This window comes from Roseivirga seohaensis (genome assembly GCF_001592945.1).
Taxonomy (GTDB): domain Bacteria; phylum Bacteroidota; class Bacteroidia; order Cytophagales; family Cyclobacteriaceae; genus Roseivirga; species Roseivirga seohaensis.
The window spans coordinates 81,883-100,222 of record NZ_LRPB01000049.1 but is presented as its reverse complement, the minus strand read 5'-3'; the positions used below and the strand labels follow the sequence as shown (position 1 = coordinate 100,222).

17 protein-coding genes are annotated in these 18,340 nt (G+C 39.2%); 10 read left to right on the top strand and 7 right to left on the bottom strand.

What is annotated here, in order from left to right; genetic code table 11:
- Nucleotides 1–79 precede the first annotated feature (79 nt).
- The 4 genes from AWW67_RS17230 to lpdA form a co-directional block, all read right to left on the bottom strand.
- On the bottom strand, nt 80–295 hold the full coding sequence (locus AWW67_RS17230; RefSeq protein WP_062303293.1) for a hypothetical protein: 216 nt from the start codon (nt 293–295) through the stop codon (nt 80–82).
- Between the two features lie 421 nt (nt 296–716).
- A complete protein-coding gene (locus tag AWW67_RS17225; protein WP_062303291.1) occupies nt 717–1,538 on the bottom strand; it encodes an anti-sigma factor in 822 nt (273 codons plus the stop codon).
- Nucleotides 1,539–2,135, bottom strand: a complete 597-nt coding sequence (locus tag AWW67_RS17220; RefSeq protein ID WP_311316230.1) for an RNA polymerase sigma factor — start codon at nt 2,133–2,135, stop codon at nt 1,539–1,541.
- 38 nt (nt 2,136–2,173) lie between these two features.
- Nucleotides 2,174–3,571, bottom strand: coding sequence for a dihydrolipoyl dehydrogenase (gene lpdA, locus AWW67_RS17215; protein WP_053225077.1), 1,398 nt, complete (start codon nt 3,569–3,571; stop codon nt 2,174–2,176).
- A gap of 166 nt (nt 3,572–3,737) precedes the next feature.
- On the opposite strand from lpdA, the gene fabG reads away from it, so the two are divergent.
- The 4 genes from fabG (at nt 3,738) to AWW67_RS17195 (ending at nt 8,091) form a co-directional block, all read left to right on the top strand.
- Entirely contained in the window at nt 3,738–4,484 is a 747-nt protein-coding gene (gene fabG, locus AWW67_RS17210) for a 3-oxoacyl-[acyl-carrier-protein] reductase (RefSeq protein WP_062303290.1), read from the top strand.
- Between the two features lie 184 nt (nt 4,485–4,668).
- Nucleotides 4,669–6,741 (top strand): VWA domain-containing protein, encoded by a 2,073-nt coding sequence (locus tag AWW67_RS17205; RefSeq protein ID WP_141655494.1) that lies wholly within the window; start codon nt 4,669–4,671, stop codon nt 6,739–6,741.
- A 137-nt stretch (nt 6,742–6,878) separates the two neighbouring features.
- Nucleotides 6,879–7,634 (top strand): tetratricopeptide repeat protein, encoded by a 756-nt coding sequence (locus AWW67_RS17200; RefSeq protein ID WP_062303286.1) that lies wholly within the window; start codon nt 6,879–6,881, stop codon nt 7,632–7,634.
- Nucleotides 7,635–7,668: 34 nt separating this feature from the next.
- Nucleotides 7,669–8,091 (top strand): DoxX family protein, encoded by a 423-nt coding sequence (locus tag AWW67_RS17195; RefSeq protein WP_062303284.1) that lies wholly within the window; start codon nt 7,669–7,671, stop codon nt 8,089–8,091.
- A gap of 1 nt (nt 8,092) precedes the next feature.
- Here the strand turns inward: AWW67_RS17195 and AWW67_RS17190 are convergent, their stop codons facing one another.
- Nucleotides 8,093–8,557: an Lrp/AsnC family transcriptional regulator gene (locus AWW67_RS17190; RefSeq protein WP_062303283.1), complete on the bottom strand. Its 465-nt coding sequence runs from the start codon at nt 8,555–8,557 to the stop codon at nt 8,093–8,095.
- Nucleotides 8,558–8,705: 148 nt separating this feature from the next.
- Here AWW67_RS17190 and AWW67_RS17185 point away from each other — a divergent pair, with 148 nt between their 5' ends.
- From AWW67_RS17185 to AWW67_RS17160, 6 genes are all read left to right on the top strand, one after another.
- Nucleotides 8,706–9,959 (top strand): cystathionine gamma-synthase family protein, encoded by a 1,254-nt coding sequence (locus AWW67_RS17185; protein ID WP_062303282.1) that lies wholly within the window; start codon nt 8,706–8,708, stop codon nt 9,957–9,959.
- Nucleotides 9,960–10,036: 77 nt separating this feature from the next.
- Entirely contained in the window at nt 10,037–10,723 is a 687-nt protein-coding gene (locus AWW67_RS17180; RefSeq protein ID WP_062303280.1) for a hypothetical protein, read from the top strand.
- A 513-nt stretch (nt 10,724–11,236) separates the two neighbouring features.
- Nucleotides 11,237–14,335 (top strand): SusC/RagA family TonB-linked outer membrane protein, encoded by a 3,099-nt coding sequence (locus AWW67_RS17175; protein WP_082794090.1) that lies wholly within the window; start codon nt 11,237–11,239, stop codon nt 14,333–14,335.
- Nucleotides 14,336–14,346: 11 nt separating this feature from the next.
- Complete coding sequence (locus AWW67_RS17170) at nt 14,347–15,930, top strand: SusD/RagB family nutrient-binding outer membrane lipoprotein (protein ID WP_176700073.1); 1,584 nt, start codon at nt 14,347–14,349, stop codon at nt 15,928–15,930.
- A 5-nt stretch (nt 15,931–15,935) separates the two neighbouring features.
- On the top strand, nt 15,936–16,907 hold the full coding sequence (locus AWW67_RS17165; RefSeq protein ID WP_062303276.1) for a hypothetical protein: 972 nt from the start codon (nt 15,936–15,938) through the stop codon (nt 16,905–16,907).
- A 72-nt stretch (nt 16,908–16,979) separates the two neighbouring features.
- The gene (locus AWW67_RS17160; protein WP_062303274.1) at nt 16,980–17,387 is read left to right on the top strand and encodes a TonB-dependent receptor plug domain-containing protein; all 408 of its coding nucleotides are present in this window, start codon (nt 16,980–16,982) and stop codon (nt 17,385–17,387) included.
- 6 nt (nt 17,388–17,393) lie between these two features.
- Here AWW67_RS17160 and AWW67_RS17155 read toward each other — a convergent pair whose 3' ends face one another.
- Complete coding sequence (locus AWW67_RS17155) at nt 17,394–17,984, bottom strand: 2OG-Fe(II) oxygenase (RefSeq protein WP_062303273.1); 591 nt, start codon at nt 17,982–17,984, stop codon at nt 17,394–17,396.
- A 102-nt stretch (nt 17,985–18,086) separates the two neighbouring features.
- Nucleotides 18,087–18,335, bottom strand: a complete 249-nt coding sequence (gene atpC, locus AWW67_RS17150) for an ATP synthase F1 subunit epsilon (protein ID WP_053223906.1) — start codon at nt 18,333–18,335, stop codon at nt 18,087–18,089.
- Nucleotides 18,336–18,340 lie beyond the last annotated feature (5 nt).

The window sequence follows — 18,340 nt, the reverse complement described above, 5'->3', positions numbered from 1 at the left end:
ATACTAAGGCTAAAAACGGCCATGAGTATTAGACTTCAGTTCTCTAACCCTCCAAGGGTTAAGGTGGAAGACTAAAAGCCTATCCTTTCTTTTTCCCAGCAACCAGTACAATCGCACCAATTACGGCCAATACACCACCAGTAATTGGCGACCAATAGATTGGATTATTTTCTTTCTTATTGATTTCAACAATGCCTAGATCAACTACCTCCTCCTCTTTGGTAACTAAGTTAACCCCAGTGAAAATTGTCATTAAAATTCCGCCTACGAGTAATATGATTCCTATGGTTTTCATTTTTCTTTGATTTGGTAATGAAAACTAATTGGCAATTAGTGCTCCAATGCGTTTAGAGCATATCAGGGCTGTTTTTAGTTTAGTAGATTGTAGATTTTATTACCCAGATGTATTCAGATTTCTCACTTCTAAAGAGGGAAAGCACTAAATTATAGATAGTTTAATCAAACGGACTCTTTCGCTCTTGCATAAAAAACAAATAGCTCAGAGTGACGGTAATTTCCAACAGAGTTCTCGAAGCTAATTCTACTTCAGAAACACAGACCTCAATTATAGATCCTTCGTTCCTCAGGAAAAGAAAGCGACAGTGCTTTTGCTTTCAGTCTGCCATTAAGATGACACCCGTATTTTTAAGAAAAGAAAGAGCACAAAAAAACCACCTTCCGGTGGTTTCAATTTCTTTGATAAAAGCTTTTAAGGTTTAGACTGCTCCAGCTACTTGCATTAGGTCAAGTGTTGGGTTTTCACTTCCGCCTTTAGGCTCAATGGTTACCGCAAACATGGAGGCATTCTGAACATTCTTCATTTTCATCAGTCCTTCCACATCAAAATCAAATACGCCCATATCTACTGGCACTCCATCTACAATGGCCCAAAGCTGATACTGTTGCTCTTCGCTTAATGTTTTTAACTGTTGAATGTTTAGGTAAGCTTCATCGGTTTTAGCATTCCAATACACACTTGCTGCGTAAGATTGGGTTGGGTCTACCGCCCCCATATTCACGCGCTTAAAATCCGTATTGGTGATAATATCAATATCAGCTACCAAGTCGTCTAAGCGGTTATTTACTTGATTGTATTGCTCTGCCATTTGAGCATTCTGTGCTTGTAGTTGGGCAAAAGCATCGGAAGAAGCCTTCCATTTTCCGTGATAATCATAAGCTAAGTATGAAGTTACCAGTGCTATGGTTACTGAGGCGGCCACCATATATTTCCACATTCCATTATTGGTTTGTGGCATAGGAATCACCTTTGGTGCCTCCTTTTGTTGCGTACTCTCATTTTTCAATCCCACCTCACTATCGCCCAAAGCCGACATAATATTTGCTTTCAGATCGGCAGGTGGTTGGATTGCAGTAGCCATGGCGATGCCTTCTAAGCTATCCTCAATGGCGTTTAATTCTTCACGCAATTCAGGATACTCAGCTAGGCGCAACTCTACCTCTATACGCTCTTGTGGGGAGAGCGTATCGAAGATGTATTCTTCGAGTATGCCAGACGCTATGTATTCTTTAATATCCAATTACAACTGTACTTTATTTCTTAAATGTTTTAAAGCCGATCGCAAACGAGATTTGACTGTACCCAAGGGTATATCATATTCGTCAGCAATTTCTGAATGAGAAAAGCCTTCGAAGTATACCTTTAACAGAACAAACCTCTGTTCTTCAACTAGGGCGTCCATCAACGCTCTTACACCAATTCCATCAACTGAAGTTTCTGTGCTGTTTTGTCGGTCGATGGTATATACGTACTCATCTATAGAATCAGTTTTAGCACTTCTTTTTATTTCTTTAGAACGTATTTTATCAATGGCAGCATTTCTCGACAAATTGAGCATCCAAGTAAACAGACGCCCTTTTTGGGGGTCGTACATTCCGATCTTATTCCAAATTTTCAAGAAAATATCTTGAACAACTTCAGCGGTCACGTCTTCATCTTGTACAATCCGCTGAACAGCGCCATACAACGCTGCGCCATATTTATCATATAAATACGATAGTGCATCCTTGTCCTGATTTTTTAATTTCAAGATCAATTCTTGCTCTTCAATATGATCTAGGGTACGTGCTATGGTTAGTTTATTGTTTGTGGTAAAAGTAAAGGGCTCGATGAACAAGCCCTTTACCTTCTAAATATATTATTATAAACTGTGGTTTACAAATGAATTACTTCATCATAAGCCGCAGCTGCTGCTTCCATAATGGCTTCAGACATTGTAGGATGAGGGTGAACTGTTTTAATGATCTCATGGCCAGTGGTTTCCAGTTTTCTTACAGAAACCATTTCGGCAATCATTTCAGTTACATTCGCTCCAATCATATGAGCACCTAATACTTCACCATACTTTGCATCGAAGATTAATTTTACGAAACCATCGCTAGCGCCACCAGCTTTCGCTTTTCCTGAAGCTGAGAATGGAAATTTACCCACTTTAATCTCATAACCTGCCTCTTTAGCGGCAGCTTCGGTATAACCTACTGAGGCTACTTCTGGCTGGCAATAAGTACAGCCTGGGATATTTCCGTAGTCTAATGCTTCTGGGTTTTCACCCGCAATTTTCTCCACACAAATAATACCTTCAGCAGATGCTACGTGCGCCAAAGCTGGGCCGTGAACGATATCACCAATGGCATAAATGCCATCTACATTTGTTTTGTAGAAGTCGTCTACAATTACTTTTCCTTTTTCAGTTTTCACCTTAAGGTCTTCAAGGCCAATTCCTTCTAAGTTGGTAGAAACACCTACTGCTGAAAGTACTACATCAGCATCTAGCACTTCGTCACCCTTTTTGGTTTTAACCGTAACCTTACAAGTTTTACCTTTTGTATCTACAGAAGTTACTTCAGCGCTGGTCATGATTTTCATACCTGCTTTTTTGAAGCTCCTTTCCAATTGTTTAGACACCTCAGCGTCTTCAACCGGAACAATTCTGTCCATATATTCAACAATAGTTACTTCCGTTCCAATTGAGTTGTAGAAGTAAGCGAACTCAACTCCAATTGCGCCAGAACCAACAATTACCATAGATTTTGGCTGTTTGTCGAGCACCATGGCTTGTCTGTAGCCTATAATTTTCTTTCCGTCAATGGGTAAGTTTGGCAATTCTCTAGAACGGCCACCAGTCGCTAGAATAATGTTGTCAGCAGAGTAGTCTACTTTTTTACCATCTGCACCAGTTACTTCCACTTTTTTACCAGCTTTAAGTTTACCAAAGCCTTCGATATGATCGATCTTGTTCTTCTTAAACAAGAACTGAATTCCTTTGCTCATTCCAGCGGCTACGTCACGGCTACGTTTTACCATGCCGTCAAAATCGGCAGAAAACTTACCGTCAATCTTGATTCCGTAGTCTTGCGCGTGTTGAACATACTCATATACCTGAGCACTTTTAAGCAATGCTTTGGTTGGGATACAACCCCAGTTCAGGCATATTCCGCCTAGTTCTGAGCGCTCTACCACGCCAACTTTCATACCCAATTGAGACGCTCTAATCGCTGCCACATATCCACCGGGTCCACTGCCTATTACTATTAAATCGTATTTAGTAGCCATATTTTATGAGGTTTTTTCTGTTCAATGCGGCAAAGTTAAGCCAAATGTTCGCAAATAAAATAGTCGAATTGGAGGTATTAATCCTTTTCGTTTTCTTTGAACAGGATTAAAAACCAAAGACGCTTGTCGAGTTAACCGCAAGCAGATTTAATTGTTAAAAAGAAATATGGGTTTATTAACAGGAAAAACTGCACTAGTTACGGGTGCATCGAAAGGAATTGGTAGAGCAATTGCCACCAAAATGGCCCAAGAAGGGGCCAATGTAGCTTTCACTTATTTATCGAGTGTTGAAAAAGGTGAAGCTTTGGAAAAAGAGCTTGCTGCTTTTGGCATTAAAGCCAAAGGGTTTAGATCGAATGCAGCTGAATTTGCTGCTGCCGAAGAATTGGTGAACGCTGTAGTGACTGAATTCGGAAGTCTAGATATTTTGGTAAACAACGCAGGCATTACCCGCGACAATCTTTTAATGAGAATGTCGGAAGAAATGTGGGACGAAGTAATCAACGTTAACCTCAAATCTTGCTTCAATACCGTGAAAGCTGCTACCAGAACCATGATGAAACAAAGAGCAGGTTCTATCATCAACATTACTTCTGTAGTGGGTTTAAAAGGAAATGCTGGCCAAGCCAATTATGCAGCCTCTAAAGCCGGAATCATTGGTTTCACTAAGTCAGTGGCTTTGGAATTAGGCTCAAGAGGAATCCGTTCAAACGCGGTTGCTCCTGGTTTTATTGAAACCGAAATGACAGACGCCTTAGACGAAAAAACCGTGCAGGGCTGGAGAGATGCTATTCCATTGAAAAGAGGTGGTTCTCCAGAAGATGTAGCTAATGTTTGTTTATTCTTGGCTTCAGATATGTCGGCTTATATTACTGGCCAAACGCTTCAGGTAGATGGCGGAATGCTTACCTGATTTTAAACACTGCTAATAGTTAGCGCTTTTATGGTATAAAACGTGTCCTTACTTTCCCTTAAAACAGGATTTTGCACGTTGAAATAAAGGCGCTAACTATTTAATTACCTTCTCGTATCTTACCTAACTTAAATGCATTATTGTAAATCCAAGTTAGATTCCACCCCATAATCGCTTTTGTCAATTGATATTCGCTAGCCTTCTTCTTAAAACAGACGTCCCTTCGTGGTTTATTCTTTTCTGTTTATTGGCTGGGGCACTCTATGCGTTTCTACTTTATTCTAAAAAAACGCCTTGGTCTAAAAATACGAACCGCGCCTTGGCTGGGCTACGTTTTGTACTCGTTACTCTGCTTTGTTTTTTACTCATGGGCCCACTGCTCAATCAGGTGACTTTTTTTGAAGAAAAGCCTGTGGTTGTAATTGCGGTAGATAATTCAGCTTCTGTGCCTGCCACTTATGAAGAGAGCGAATTTGAGTCGTTGAAAACGCAACTTGCAGAAGCTTCAAAGGAAATTATTGATGCAGGTTATGAAGTAAAAGTTAAAAGCTTACAAGATTATGTAGCCAGTGTTGATGAGGTTAATTATGACCAAAATGCTACTAATCTTGAATCCTTACTTAAGGGAATATCTAGTGACTACGAGCAGCAAAATTTAGCGGGTGTTGTTTTAGCCAGCGATGGCATTCATAATTACGGCATTTCACCTCAGTTTACACAACTAAATTTCCCCGTAGTCGCAATCGGTTTGGGAGACACTATTCCAGCTAAAGATTTGAGTATTAAGAGCCTTAATTATAACAAGATTGTTTACGAAGGTAACCGCTTTCCACTTGTGGTTGAAGTGTTTAATAATGGCTTCGTGAATGAAAGTGTGAAGGTTCAAGTGTTGAAAAAGGGAAAGGTGATTGAAGAAAAATCTTTCAGCCCAAAAGGAGATGAACAAATAAATTCACTTGAGTTTATTCTGAACGCAGAAACCAAAGGCATTGAAACTTATCAAGTACAGATTCTTCCTTTAGAGGGAGAAAATTCAACCTTAAACAATACCCAGCAGGCTTTTCTAGAAATAGTTGATAGTAAGCAAAAAATATTGATTGCTGCCCGTGCGCCTCACCCAGACATTAAAGCTTTAAGAAATGTAATCGATCAAAATGAGGGAACCGAGGTGCAAGTTTACATTGATGGAATAACTTCAGAAACCCCAGAGGGCCCTTTCGACCTGATTGTTTTACATCAGCTACCTGCCATAGAAAGTTTACCAGTTTGGTTAGACAATGCGCTTAAAACTACGAACAGCTTTTACATTACAGGAACAAGTTCTTTGAGTGCCATCAACGAAAAAAACCCAGTGCTGTCTTATAACAATGCAGGACAATCGGACAATGCGGGACCTCATTTCAACCCGAATTTTGAGCTTTTCAAAATTGATGAAGTATTGACCCAACGACTTGCGGAATACCCTCCTATTTCCGTTCCTTATGGCCAGTTTATGTTTAAAACACAGGCAGATATTTTACTTTATCAGCGAATAGGTTCTGTACCTACCCAACGCCCATTATTGAGTATCTATAATGGTGATGAGTTAAAGTCCGCGGTATTCTCTGGTTCTGACTTTTGGAAATGGTCACTCCAGGAATATGCCCTGAACAATGACCAAAAAATGTTCAATAACCTAATGGGCAAGTTGATTCAATACTTAGCCACGAAAGATGACAAACGCAACTTCAGAGTAAACACCGAACGAAATCAATATTATGATAGCGAGGCCATTGAGTTCAATACTGAAGTATATAACGAGCTCTACGAGAAAGTTTATGACCGTAACATTGACCTGACCATCACTGATGAACAAGGAGCTAAACAGGAACTCAATTATGTAAATAACGCAGGCAGCAATTATAAAGTGACGGGGCTAAATCCTGGTGTTTATAGTTTTGAAGCTTCGGCAACAGTGAACGGAAAACGAGAGGTTGCGCAAGGCACTTTTTCAGTTCAAAAATTAGATTTGGAGAACATTAACCTGACGGCCAACCATCAATTATTAAAAAATATAGCTAACAATTCAGGGGGCGAATTTATTCCTCAAGAAAGAATTAACGAAGCCTCAAACTACTTTAAAAATCTTTCTGCAAAACCCATTACACGTTCAGATGAAAAGCTGCAATCCATTATTAATAACCCTTGGTTGCTGCTTCTTTTCTTGCTTTTGGTCTCAACAGAATGGTTCATTCGAAAATACAACGGCAGTTATTAGCCCCCACAACAAGGTTAAGCCTAATGTTTCCGTAAAAAATTCATTGATTAAACTAAAATATTAGTTTAATTAGAGGCATGAATTCCCTGAAAACTTTTTTCTGCCTAATAGCATTTTTTGCGCTAAGCGCTTGTAGTATGGAAGCCACACAAGAAGAAGCCGATATGCTTTTTTCGGAAGCAAAATATGAGGCTGCAGAAGCAAAATATTCTAGTGTCATAAAATATGAGCCCGACAATCACTTTGCCATTTTTAACCGAGGCCTTTCTCGCATGGAGATTGAAGATTATGAAGGTGCTTATAACGATTTTACTCTATTAATTAAAGCCAAGCAAAACATCCGAAAGGCTATGATTGCACGTGCAAAATGTTCATTTGAGCTTCAAAATTATAAGGGAGTATTAGTAGACATGAACGCTCTTTTGGCGGGAGATGAGAATAATATGGAAGCCCTAGAATTAAGAGGCAATGCTTATGTAAAACTCTTTGAAAACAACAAAGCGGTAGACGATTTAGACAAAGTAATCAGGGCCAATCCAAACAATGTTCAGGCCCTCGTAAATAGAGGGGCAGCATATGCAAGAGGCAGGGCAATTCCACTAGCCGTAAACGACTTTGACAGGGCCATCAAAATCAACCCGAACTTACCTGTAGCCTATTTTAATAAAGGTGTAGTGTTTTTTATGAGTGAATATTGGGACGGTGCCATTGAAAACTATAACAAAGCTTTAGAGCTTGACCCAGAATATGCAGATGCCATTACAAGAAGAGGAATGGCCAAGCAAAACTCACCTAAATACAACCTGTCTGACGCATGTTCAGACTTTAAAAAAGCAGAAAGACTAGGCGATGAACTTGCTGCCGAATACATAAAAGAATTTTGCAAAAACTAGTTTATTTTTCACCTTAGAGAAATAAACTATTGCCATGTTCAAAAAACTACTCAACCCTGGAAATCACAGTTCATCTACAAGTTTTGGTTTATTACTTTTAAGGGCTGGCGTAGGCCTTATGATGCTTACCCATGGCTACCCAAAGTTTTCAAATCTCATTGCAGGTAACTTCCTGTTTGGCGACCCTATAGGTTTGGGGGTAGAAGTTTCGCTTATCTTAGCTGTACTGGCCGAATTTCTTTGCTCTATTCTATTAATAGTTGGCCTATTCAGTCGTTTTGCGCTTGTACCTCTAATGGTTACAATGGCTGTTGCGCTCTTTGTTGTTCATATTTCCGACCCTTTCGGCACTCAAGAAAAAGCAGCAATGTACCTGTTAACCTTTTTCTTTTTATTCATTACTGGCCCAGGAAAGTACTCGCTCGATCAGAAGTTTTTTGGAAAAAGAACTTTCTAACCTAAAGAAACTGATCTGGAATTTGAGCTGAATGCTTAATTTCAGACATTACAAAAGAGCTTTGTACGTTACCTATATTATCTAAATCTGCCAATTTCTTAGAAATAAAGTGTTGGTAAGCATCCATATCAGGCACTAAAACCTTTAACAAATAATCGAACATACCACCAATGTGGTAACAGTCAATTACCTCATCCAACAACTGAATATCCTGCTCAAACTTTTCTATAAAAGCACGCTCATGATTTTTTAATGAAACGCTACAGAAAGCCATCATCATCAACCCCACTTTTTTTCTATCAATTCGAATAGAATACTGCTGAATATAGCCTTCTCTTTCAAGCTTCTTAATTCGTTCATGCACTGGCGTTGTGGTTAAGCCTAAGTCTGCAGCAATTTCCTTAGTTGTCTTTTTGGCGTCCAATTGCAATAGGCGCAGAATCTGTTTGTCAATCTTATCAACCATTGTGTAGCAAATTTTTCTAAATACTAGTTGTCATGAGTTAATATTCAGAATTAAATTCTAACAAAAAAGAATTTGTAGATATATTTTCTGATTATACAAGCTATTAAAGAACAGACTGCTTTCATGCTATTTTTGTAAAAAAAACAGCATGAACAAACCACAGCTTCACCCAGAGAGTTTAATGATGTCTTACGGCTACAAGCCTGAGCTTTCCGAAGGATCATTAAAATGCCCAATTTTTCAGACCAGTACCTTCGTTTTTAAAACCGCAGAAGAAGGTAAAGCTTTTTTTGAAGTAGCCTACGGTTTGCGTGAAAAGGGCGAAACCGAAGAGCTAGGTTTGATCTATAGCAGACTCAATAATCCAGACCTTGAAATTCTTGAAAACCGCTTAACACTTTGGGACAAAGCCGAAGACTGCGCTGTATTTGAAAGCGGAATGTCGGCCATTACAACAGTGTTAATGGAGTTTTTAAGCCCAGGTGATGTGCTACTTTATAGCCAACCCGTGTATGGTGGAACTAGTCATTTTATTGAGCAAATCATTACCCGATTTGGTATTAAAGTTATCTCTTTCGATGCCAAAGATGCTGAGCAGGACATTATCGATAGAGTTGAAAAAAGTGGCTTTGGCAATAAGGTAAATATGATTTACATAGAAACACCTGCCAACCCTACTAATCAACTGATAGACATGGTGATGTGCAAGCGATTGGCCAATCGCTATAGTACAGAAGAACGCCAAACCTTAGTAGCGGTTGACAATACTTATATGGGACCACTTTGGCAGCACCCATTAAAGCACGGTGCCGACTTGGTGCTTTATTCTGCCACAAAATATATTGGTGGCCATAGCGATGTAATAGCAGGCGCTTGTTTGGGTTCAAAAGAATTAATGACCCGTGTAAAAGGCATGCGTACCTTCTTAGGCAATATGGCAGGGCCTTGGACGGGTTGGTTACTAATGCGCAGCTTAGAAACCCTAAAAGCACGAATGAATGTTCAGGAAAAAAATGCTCAGAACGTTGCTGAATTCTTAATCAACCACCCAAAAGTGGGCGAAGTTTTCTATTTAGGAAATATCAAAGACGAAAACCAACAACGTATTTTCGACCAGCAGTGTGAAGGTACAGGCGCCATGGTTTCTTTTGAAATAAAAGCCGACAAAACGGAAAAAGGAGCTTTTAAATTCTTGAATAGCTTAAAACTAATGAAGCTTGCCGTGAGCCTTGGCAGTACAGAATCACTTGCAGAACACCCAGCATCAATGACACACGCAGGAGTTTCTCCAGAAGACAGAGAGAAATATGGTATCAGCCCTCAGCTTATCCGCCTTTCTATTGGAGTAGAACATCAAGACGATATTATCTGGGATATTGAGCAGGCTTTAGAAAACGTATAAAGAAGCATCACATACCAAGTTGGTTAAACAGGAAGTTCTTAATTGAGCCGTTATGAATTTCCCGTTTAACTTTGGGTATGAAAAAGCTATTCCGAATCCTTGCAGTAATTTTCCTCACCCTAATCCTAGGGCTTTTCGTATTCTATTTGGTTAAGAATGAAAGTTTACCCGAAGGAACTGCTGGGTCAAAAGCCGACAACTTAGCTCTTGAAATGATGGAATCCCTTAACAAATCTGCTTGGGATAGTACTGCTAACGTTTCATGGACTTTCAAGGGAATTCATCATTATGAATGGAATAGAACCGAAAACTCGGTGCTCGTAAAGTGGGATGAGAATGAGGTTTTACTCAATACAATTAACCAAACCGGTGAAGTCATTCGCCCAGAAAAAATAAGAGAAGAAGGAAAAGAAGAATTGATCAAACAAGCATTTGGCTACTTCAATAACGATAGTTTCTGGCTCTGTGCCCCTTTCAAAGCCTTCGACCCGGGAACGGAAAGAAGCCTTGTTACTCTTAAAGATGGAAGGGAAGGTTTAAAGGTTACCTACACCTCAGGCGGTTCAACGCCAGGCGATTCCTATGTCTGGATTCTAGACGAAAACAATAAACCCAAATCTGTAAAAATGTGGGTGTCTATTTTACCTCTTGGGGGAATGGAGTTTACTTGGGAAAACTACCTAAAACTTTCTTCAGGAGCCTTAGTCGCTCAGGATCACATACTTTATAATGGTATAAACATTAATATAGACAATCTGAAGTAAGTAAGATCAAAACAATCTTATTCGTATTTAGCCTCTAGGTATAAAGTTTTAATATGCCGACAACAAAGAGGCTAAAAGGTTTAACTCCGGTTTATATATTTACACGAACGGAAATACCGTTAACATTAGGTCTCTGCCAATCATCATTATTGTAAAAAATAAAATTTCACTTTACCAATAAGGGTAATCATCAAGTGAATAAATCAAAGCAAATTTCAAAATTAATTTTGCTTTAAACAGCCCTTAAATTCAATAACCAGCTTAATTATTTTATCTCAATTCCATTTTTCAATATTCGATATAATTTTAAAAATATCAATTTAACCATCCCTCGAAACACTCTTCCCTTCCTATCCATTTATCTACACTTAAACAGCTCCCTTAAAATCCAAATTAATCCACATATAATTTGGTGACAAGCTTCATAAATGAGCCCTTATATTCCAATAATGAATTTTTGCATAATATTCTATTGGTTAGGTTTAGAGCTATTTTAAACAAAAACAAAACAACATGAAGAGACCATTGCAATTGTTTCGGTTCCTTGTTCTGATGCTGCTTACTACAGCACTGAACGGACAGGAGCGGACAATATCTGGACGAGTGGTAGGAGCCGCTGACCAGATACCAATCCCAAATGTTTCAGTAGTTATTAAAGGCACCACTACTGGGGTAGCTACTGGCCCAGATGGGAAGTACGAACTATCTGTTCCTGAAAGCGGAACCACGATAGTTTTTCGCTTTATAGGTTACGTTACTCAAGAGGTAGTCATCGGTAGTCAAACTGTAGTTGACATTCAACTAACCGAAGAAGCAACTAATCTAGGTGACGTTATTGTAACGGCCCAAGGGATTGCCAGAGAAAAGCGAGCACTCGGATTTGCACTAAGCGAAGTGAAATCTGAAAGCATTGAACAGCGACCTGAGTCTAATGTTCAGAACATTCTTAGGGGAAAAATTCCAGGTGTTCAGATTACATCTACTGGAGGTATGCTCGGAAGTAGAAGTGACGTTGTAATTCGAGGTGTATCTTCAATTAACGGAGACAACCAGCCCCTATACATTGTGGATGGTGTTTTCTATGAAGGAAATCGAATTGATGACTTAGACCCGAACAACATTGAAGATGTTCAAGTTTTGAAAGGCCTTGCCGCTTCTTCACTATACGGTCAAGAAGGTAGAAATGGTGTAATCATTTTCACTACCAAAACAGCATCAGCAAACCAAGTTGAAGATTTGTCTATTACTGTTTCTCAACAGTTCTATATCAATCAAATCACTGGGCTTCCTGATTTTCAAAACACATATGGCCAAGGTTCAGATAATGTTCCTAATGTAGGCTTTGTTGGAAACTGGGGAGGTAGATTTGATGATAACTTTATGGTACCTCACCATTTAGACCAACCTAGATTCGCTGAAGCATTCCCTCAATTCCAGGGACAAGAGGTGCTTTACCAAGCCTACCCTAACCAAATTAAAGATTTCTTTAATAACGGAAGTGGCGGAAATACCTCATTACTCGGTAATGCTAGAATCGGAAAAACCAGTATGGGCTTTAGTGTAGGTTATAACAGTGAAAGAGGTTATATAGAGTCAAATACATCAGACCGATTAAATCTTTCATTAAGTGCTAACACTCAACTAGCTGATAAGCTTAATTTACAAAGTACTTTTACATTTACGAACAATGTACTTCGTTATCCACCAAATGATATCTTCAGTAGAACTTTGTTCTTGCCTAGAAACTTAGATTTGAATGGCCTTCCATTTGAAAACCCTATTGATGGCTCTAGTGTTTGGTACAGAACAGATAGAGATAACCCATTATGGCAGCAGAAGAACCATATGATTGGATCAGATGCCAATAGAACTTTCATGAAAATTGGTTTAACTTATGATGTAACAGACTTCTTGAAGTTTGGCTACCGTGTAGGTTATGACAATTACATTACTGAAAGTTTCCAAAGAGAAAATTATGGTGGTGTAAGATACAACGCTGGCCTTGGTTTCTTCAACCAGTCTTCATTTACAAGATCTAACTTTGACCACAACTTCTTGTTGAACACTACTGGCCTTGAAATTAATGAAGACTTAACCATTACAAGTCAGGCAGGTTTCAACATGAGAAGTATCAACACGAGAAGCTTTGGAATCAACAGTACGGAACAAGTAGTTTTTGGGTTCTTCAGACATGACAATTTCTTGTCTTACGCACCTGCTGGAAATTCGAAACAAAGAACCAATGTACTGGGACTTTATGCTCAAACAGAGCTTTCTTATAGGGATTATGCTTTCCTAACCCTAAGCGGTAGAAATGATTGGGGTTCTCAAGTAGAAAAAGAAAATAACTCTTTATTCTACCCAAGTGCTTCTGCTTCATTCATCATGTCTGATGCATTGCCTGATATGATGCCAACTTTTGTAGATTTCTTGAAGTTTAGATTAGGATACGGTTCTTCTGCGGGCTTCCCTGGTTCTTACAGAACAAGAGCGGTACTTGGTTCTGACCCAATTCGTTTTGTGTCAGACACTGACGGCAATATCACTGCTAACTTTGTTTCAAGCGTTCAGCCTAACCCAAATCTTAAACCTGAAAGACAAAAAGAAATTGAGTTTGGTATAGAAACTACTCTATTCAATGGCCTTTTGGATATTGACATGAGTTATTACAACCGAATCAGTAAAGATCAAATCTTTAGCTCAAACCTTCCTCCATCAACTGGATTTACCAGCACTTCAATTAACGCAGGTAGAATCGATACCGAAGGTTTAGAATTAGGGGTTACTGTATTCCCAGTAAGAACTGGAAACTTAACTTACTCTATCACTAACAACTTCACTGCTTACGAAACTACTGTGAAGGAACTGCCTGAAGAACTTGTTGAGTACTCAGGAAACAATACAGCTATTGTAGGTCAACCTTTAGGTGTTTTCAGGTCTACTTACATCGTAAGAGACGATGAAGGCAATGCTTTAATAAACCCTGCAAATGGTAATTTCATTATCAGTAGCGATGTTGGTTTAGATCAAAAAGTAACAGGAGATCCTAATCCAGATTTCAGATACTCTATGATCCACGGTGTTACCTACAAAGGCTTTAACCTTACTGTTCAGTTAGAATACACACACGGTGGTGACATAGCATCTAGTTATGTATCTAGCATTTACGAAAGAGGTGTAACTACCGATACCGAAGACAGAGAAGGTTCTTTCTACCTACCTGGTGTGTATGGTGATGTTACTACCGGTGAGCCTTTAAGAGATGAGTCTGGTAATAAAATACCGAACAGGTACCAGTTAACAATGAATGACATCTACTTTACCAACTCGTTCACCTCTTATGAGAATAGCATGTTTGATGCCTCTGTATTTAGAATTAGAGAGATTAACCTCAACTATGCCCTTCCAAACACGTGGGTAAACAGAATTGGACTTAACAGTGCAACAATCACTGGAAACGTTCAAAACGTATTCTGGTATGCCCCACATTTCCCTAAAGGAATTAAGTTAGACCCTGAAGCTAACACTTCTGGTGAAAATGGATTTGGTGAACTAGGTATCTCAGACCCTGCTATGAGAAAATTCTCAGTAGGACTTAGAGTAACATTTTAATGATGAAGAACATGAAAAACATACTAATAAAATCTATAGGGATGATCATGGCTTTCAGCTTAGTTATCTCTTGTGAAACTTTGGAGTTAGAGTCCCTGATAGAAAACCCAAACTCATTGGGCCTTTCTTCTGCTAGCCCCGACTTTATATTGAATGAAATGCAGCTCGATTTCAGAAACTTGAATCGATCAGTTGGTGGGTCAGTAGACAATTCTATGAGAATGGAAGTGCTTTCTTCTACCTATAACGCTGTAACCTCAACTACTGCCATGAATGGGGAGTGGACGAGCCTTTATAACTTCAATGCCAACTTTAAGGTTTTGGAGAGCATTGCTGAAGAAGATGGTTTAGGTTACCATTTAGGAATGGCTCAAATTATGAAAGCTACTCTATTTGTAAACATGGTAGACCTTATTGGTGAAGCTGTTTATACAGAAGCTAACGATCCATCTATTCCAAAGCCAACACTAGATTCTGGCGAATCAATTTATGCAGCAATGTATGACCTAATTGATGAAGGAATCGCCAATTTAAAATCTGGTGCAAAAAGGCCTGTAAACGACCTCTACTATGATGGAGACGCAATGGGCTGGGTAAGATTTGCCAACAGCTTTAAAATCAAAATGTTGTTAACCACACGTTTGGTAACAGCCGCTGATTCTAAAACTAAGATTGACGCAATCTTAGCAGGAGGTGAATACATTCAAAACAACAGCCAAGACATGCAATTTCAGTATGGAACTACGGCCGTTGTAAACGAAAGTAGACATCCGCTAATGTCATCTAGCTACACAACGGGTGCTTCGGGTTACAGACCTAACAATTTGATATCATACATGAAAGACTCTTCTTCAGTGCAAGATCCTAGATTGAGATATTACTTTTATAGACAAACCTTAGATGCACCAGTGGGTACTCAACTTACTTGTGCTGGTGCTCCAAACTTCACTTTCTGCTATGTAGGTGATGGCTACTGGGGTAGAGACCACGGTGATGATTCTGCTGCTCCGGCAGATGGATTGTTAAGAACCGTGTATGGTGCATACCCTGCAGCTGGTGCTTATGATAATGATCAAGGAGAACCAATAACTGTTGTTGATAACCTTGGTGGTGATGGTATTCATCCAATCATGCTTTCTTCTTGGGTTCAGTTTATGCTGGCCGAATCTGCTCTAAAAATTGGAGTAACAGGCAATGCAAGAACTTACTTAGAAACTGCAGTTAGACAACACATTGACAAAGTAATCAACTTCCAGTCAGACGAAACAGGTCACGTTGCACCTGCTTCACAGGTAAATGATTATGTAAATGAGGTGTTGACAGATTACGATGCCGCTGACGAAGACGGAAAAATGGACATCATTGCTCGTGAATGGTACATTGCTTCATACACTAACGGCATCGAGCCATTCAATACTTATAGAAGAACGGGATATCCTTCTTTCTTAATGGATCCAATTATTGATCTGGGACCATTTATGAGGTCTTTCCTTTACCCTGCTAATGAGCTAAATGTAAACGAAAACATTACTCAAAAAAGCAGCAATCAGATACAAGTATTTTGGGATACTAACCCTGCTGGATTTATAAACTAATCGAAATGAAAATAACAAATAAATATATCGGAATGTTGCTTTCTATCGGGATGATGTTAGCAATAGTGACGGGTTGTCAAGACCCAAGTGATTTTCGAAAAGTCAGAAACGAAGCTATTACAAACCTTCAAAGAGGAGGAATGATCGACTTCGATGATATCAGACAAAAGAAGTTACTCAAAGGTGACGACCCAAACACAGGCGTTTTCACAGCGTTAATTTACGACCCTAACAACAATGCCGTTTCATATAATGTGGGCATCAATGTTGGCGGAACTAGAGTTCAGTTAGGTGATGAGTACACTACTTTCCCTACTACCTTGGAGATAAAAGCTTCTGATATCAGAGCTGCAACAGGGGTTGATTTGGAGTTTGGTGAAGCATATAACATTACTGGTGAAGTGACAACTGATGATGGGACTGTATTTGGCCCAACATCCAATACTATAACCACTAATGGCAATGGCGAAACCATTATCACTGGTGGAAACACAGACAATGAGCTATTGGCAACAGGTTCGCCTCAAGCATTGAGCTTTCCAGTAACAGTGGTTTGTGGTACGGTAACAGAGCCAAGCGCCTTGGCAGGTACATGGAGAGCACAGGAAGTAAGTCACTCTAGCCGTGTAGGTGAGACTCTTAATGGTAACGACTACCAAATTGTTGCAGGCCCTGGAGCAAATCAGTTTACAATTGTAAACTTCTACAATCAAGGAAATGACTTTATTGTAACTCAGGATCCTGAAACTGGTGACCTAAGTGCCGAAGCTCAACTATCTTATGTTGATGACACTGGACGCTCAGCTTATGATGGCGCTCCTGTAAGTTCTCAAATCGAGGCTGTTTCTGGACCAAGTGCTGCTAGAAATTACGGATGCGCTGATTTAATCGTTCTTTACCTTTATCACACTAGAGCTGATACAGGGGGTGGTGCTTTATCAAGCATTAGATCTCAAATAAGATTAACTAAGCAATAAACCATTTTATCTTTAATTTAAGGGCTCTCTATTTTTAGTGAGCCCTTTTTTTACCTCTTAAAAACGAAGTCCATGAAAAAATTTCAATTCTTATTTGTCACTGTTGCTTTCAGCTTATTTCTTGTGGCTTGCAGTAGCAGCTCTGGCACTGCCAATAGACAAAAGGCAGTAAAAGATTATTCCCAATACAATAATTTAGTAGAAGTACTTCAAAGTGTTCAAGGCCTAAGGGTAATGGGAAGTGGAAGTAATGCTAAAGTATTTATGAGTGGATATAACACTACTAACGCCACCAATCGGGAACCATTATTTGTTGTAGACGGCATTCCTGTAGGAAGCTCATTGGTAAACCTCAACGGATTACTTACGCCTGTAATGGTTAAAAGTATCAAAACAATCAGAGGCATGCAGGCCACTTCAAGGTATGGAGATGAAGGTCTTTATGGTGTAGTTCAAATTACTACAATCAACGCTAAGTAAACCTGATTAACGATAAGGGGGGCCCGCAATCCAAGCTACAATTGATTGTCGTGTTCCTTTTGTTATTGGAGTAACCCTGTGCATTATGAAGGACGGGAATATTATAACTGTACCTTTTTCTTTAGGCGCATTAATAATGTCATCATTAATCATAAACTGAAGTTCGCCTCCTTCATATTCGCTAGGATCGGAGAGCTGTACGGATATACTAAGCTTACGATTAGAAATTGGACCTACACCAAAATCTAAATGCCAGTTAAAAAAGTCACCCTCTCCATATTTGGCAAGCTGCAGGTTGTAATGAAAGCCTAAAATATCAAAGCCATACCGCTCTTGATTACATTTAATGGCCAAAGAACCAAGTTTCTCATAGAGCCACTGATTCTCTTTTTGAGGCTCGATAAAGGCTAATTTAGTTTTTCTTAAAGCATCATCATAGGCTTCCTCACCATTACTCAGCTTAGCCTCCAACTCTTCATTTCGCTGCCACAGCCCTCGCACCATATCTATTTCTTCAGGATTCAAAAAATTAGGATAATAAATAAACTGTGAAAAATTTTGGTTTTGAGGAAGGCCGAATGGAAAAGTAACAGACATAATAAAAAGTTGTTTTTACCAAAGCTATTATTTTCTATCATAATAAAACAAAAAAGCCTCTCTGATTTCTCAAAGAGGCCTTTCAAATATTCTTAAGGTTATTTAACCTTCTATTACTGATTCGGCTAATACGATTACGTTGTTATTCAAAACCTCAACAACACCACCGTCAATGATCAAATTCTCTACTTTACCTGAGGCAGTAATGCTTACTCGCCCTTTGCCTAAAGCACTAATCATTGGAGCGTGATTCGACAATACTTGGAATTCGCCTTCTGCACCAGTAAAAGTAGCAGAACTCACTTCGCCTTCAAATACTTTTTTATCTGGTGTTACGATTTCGAGCAACATAGTCA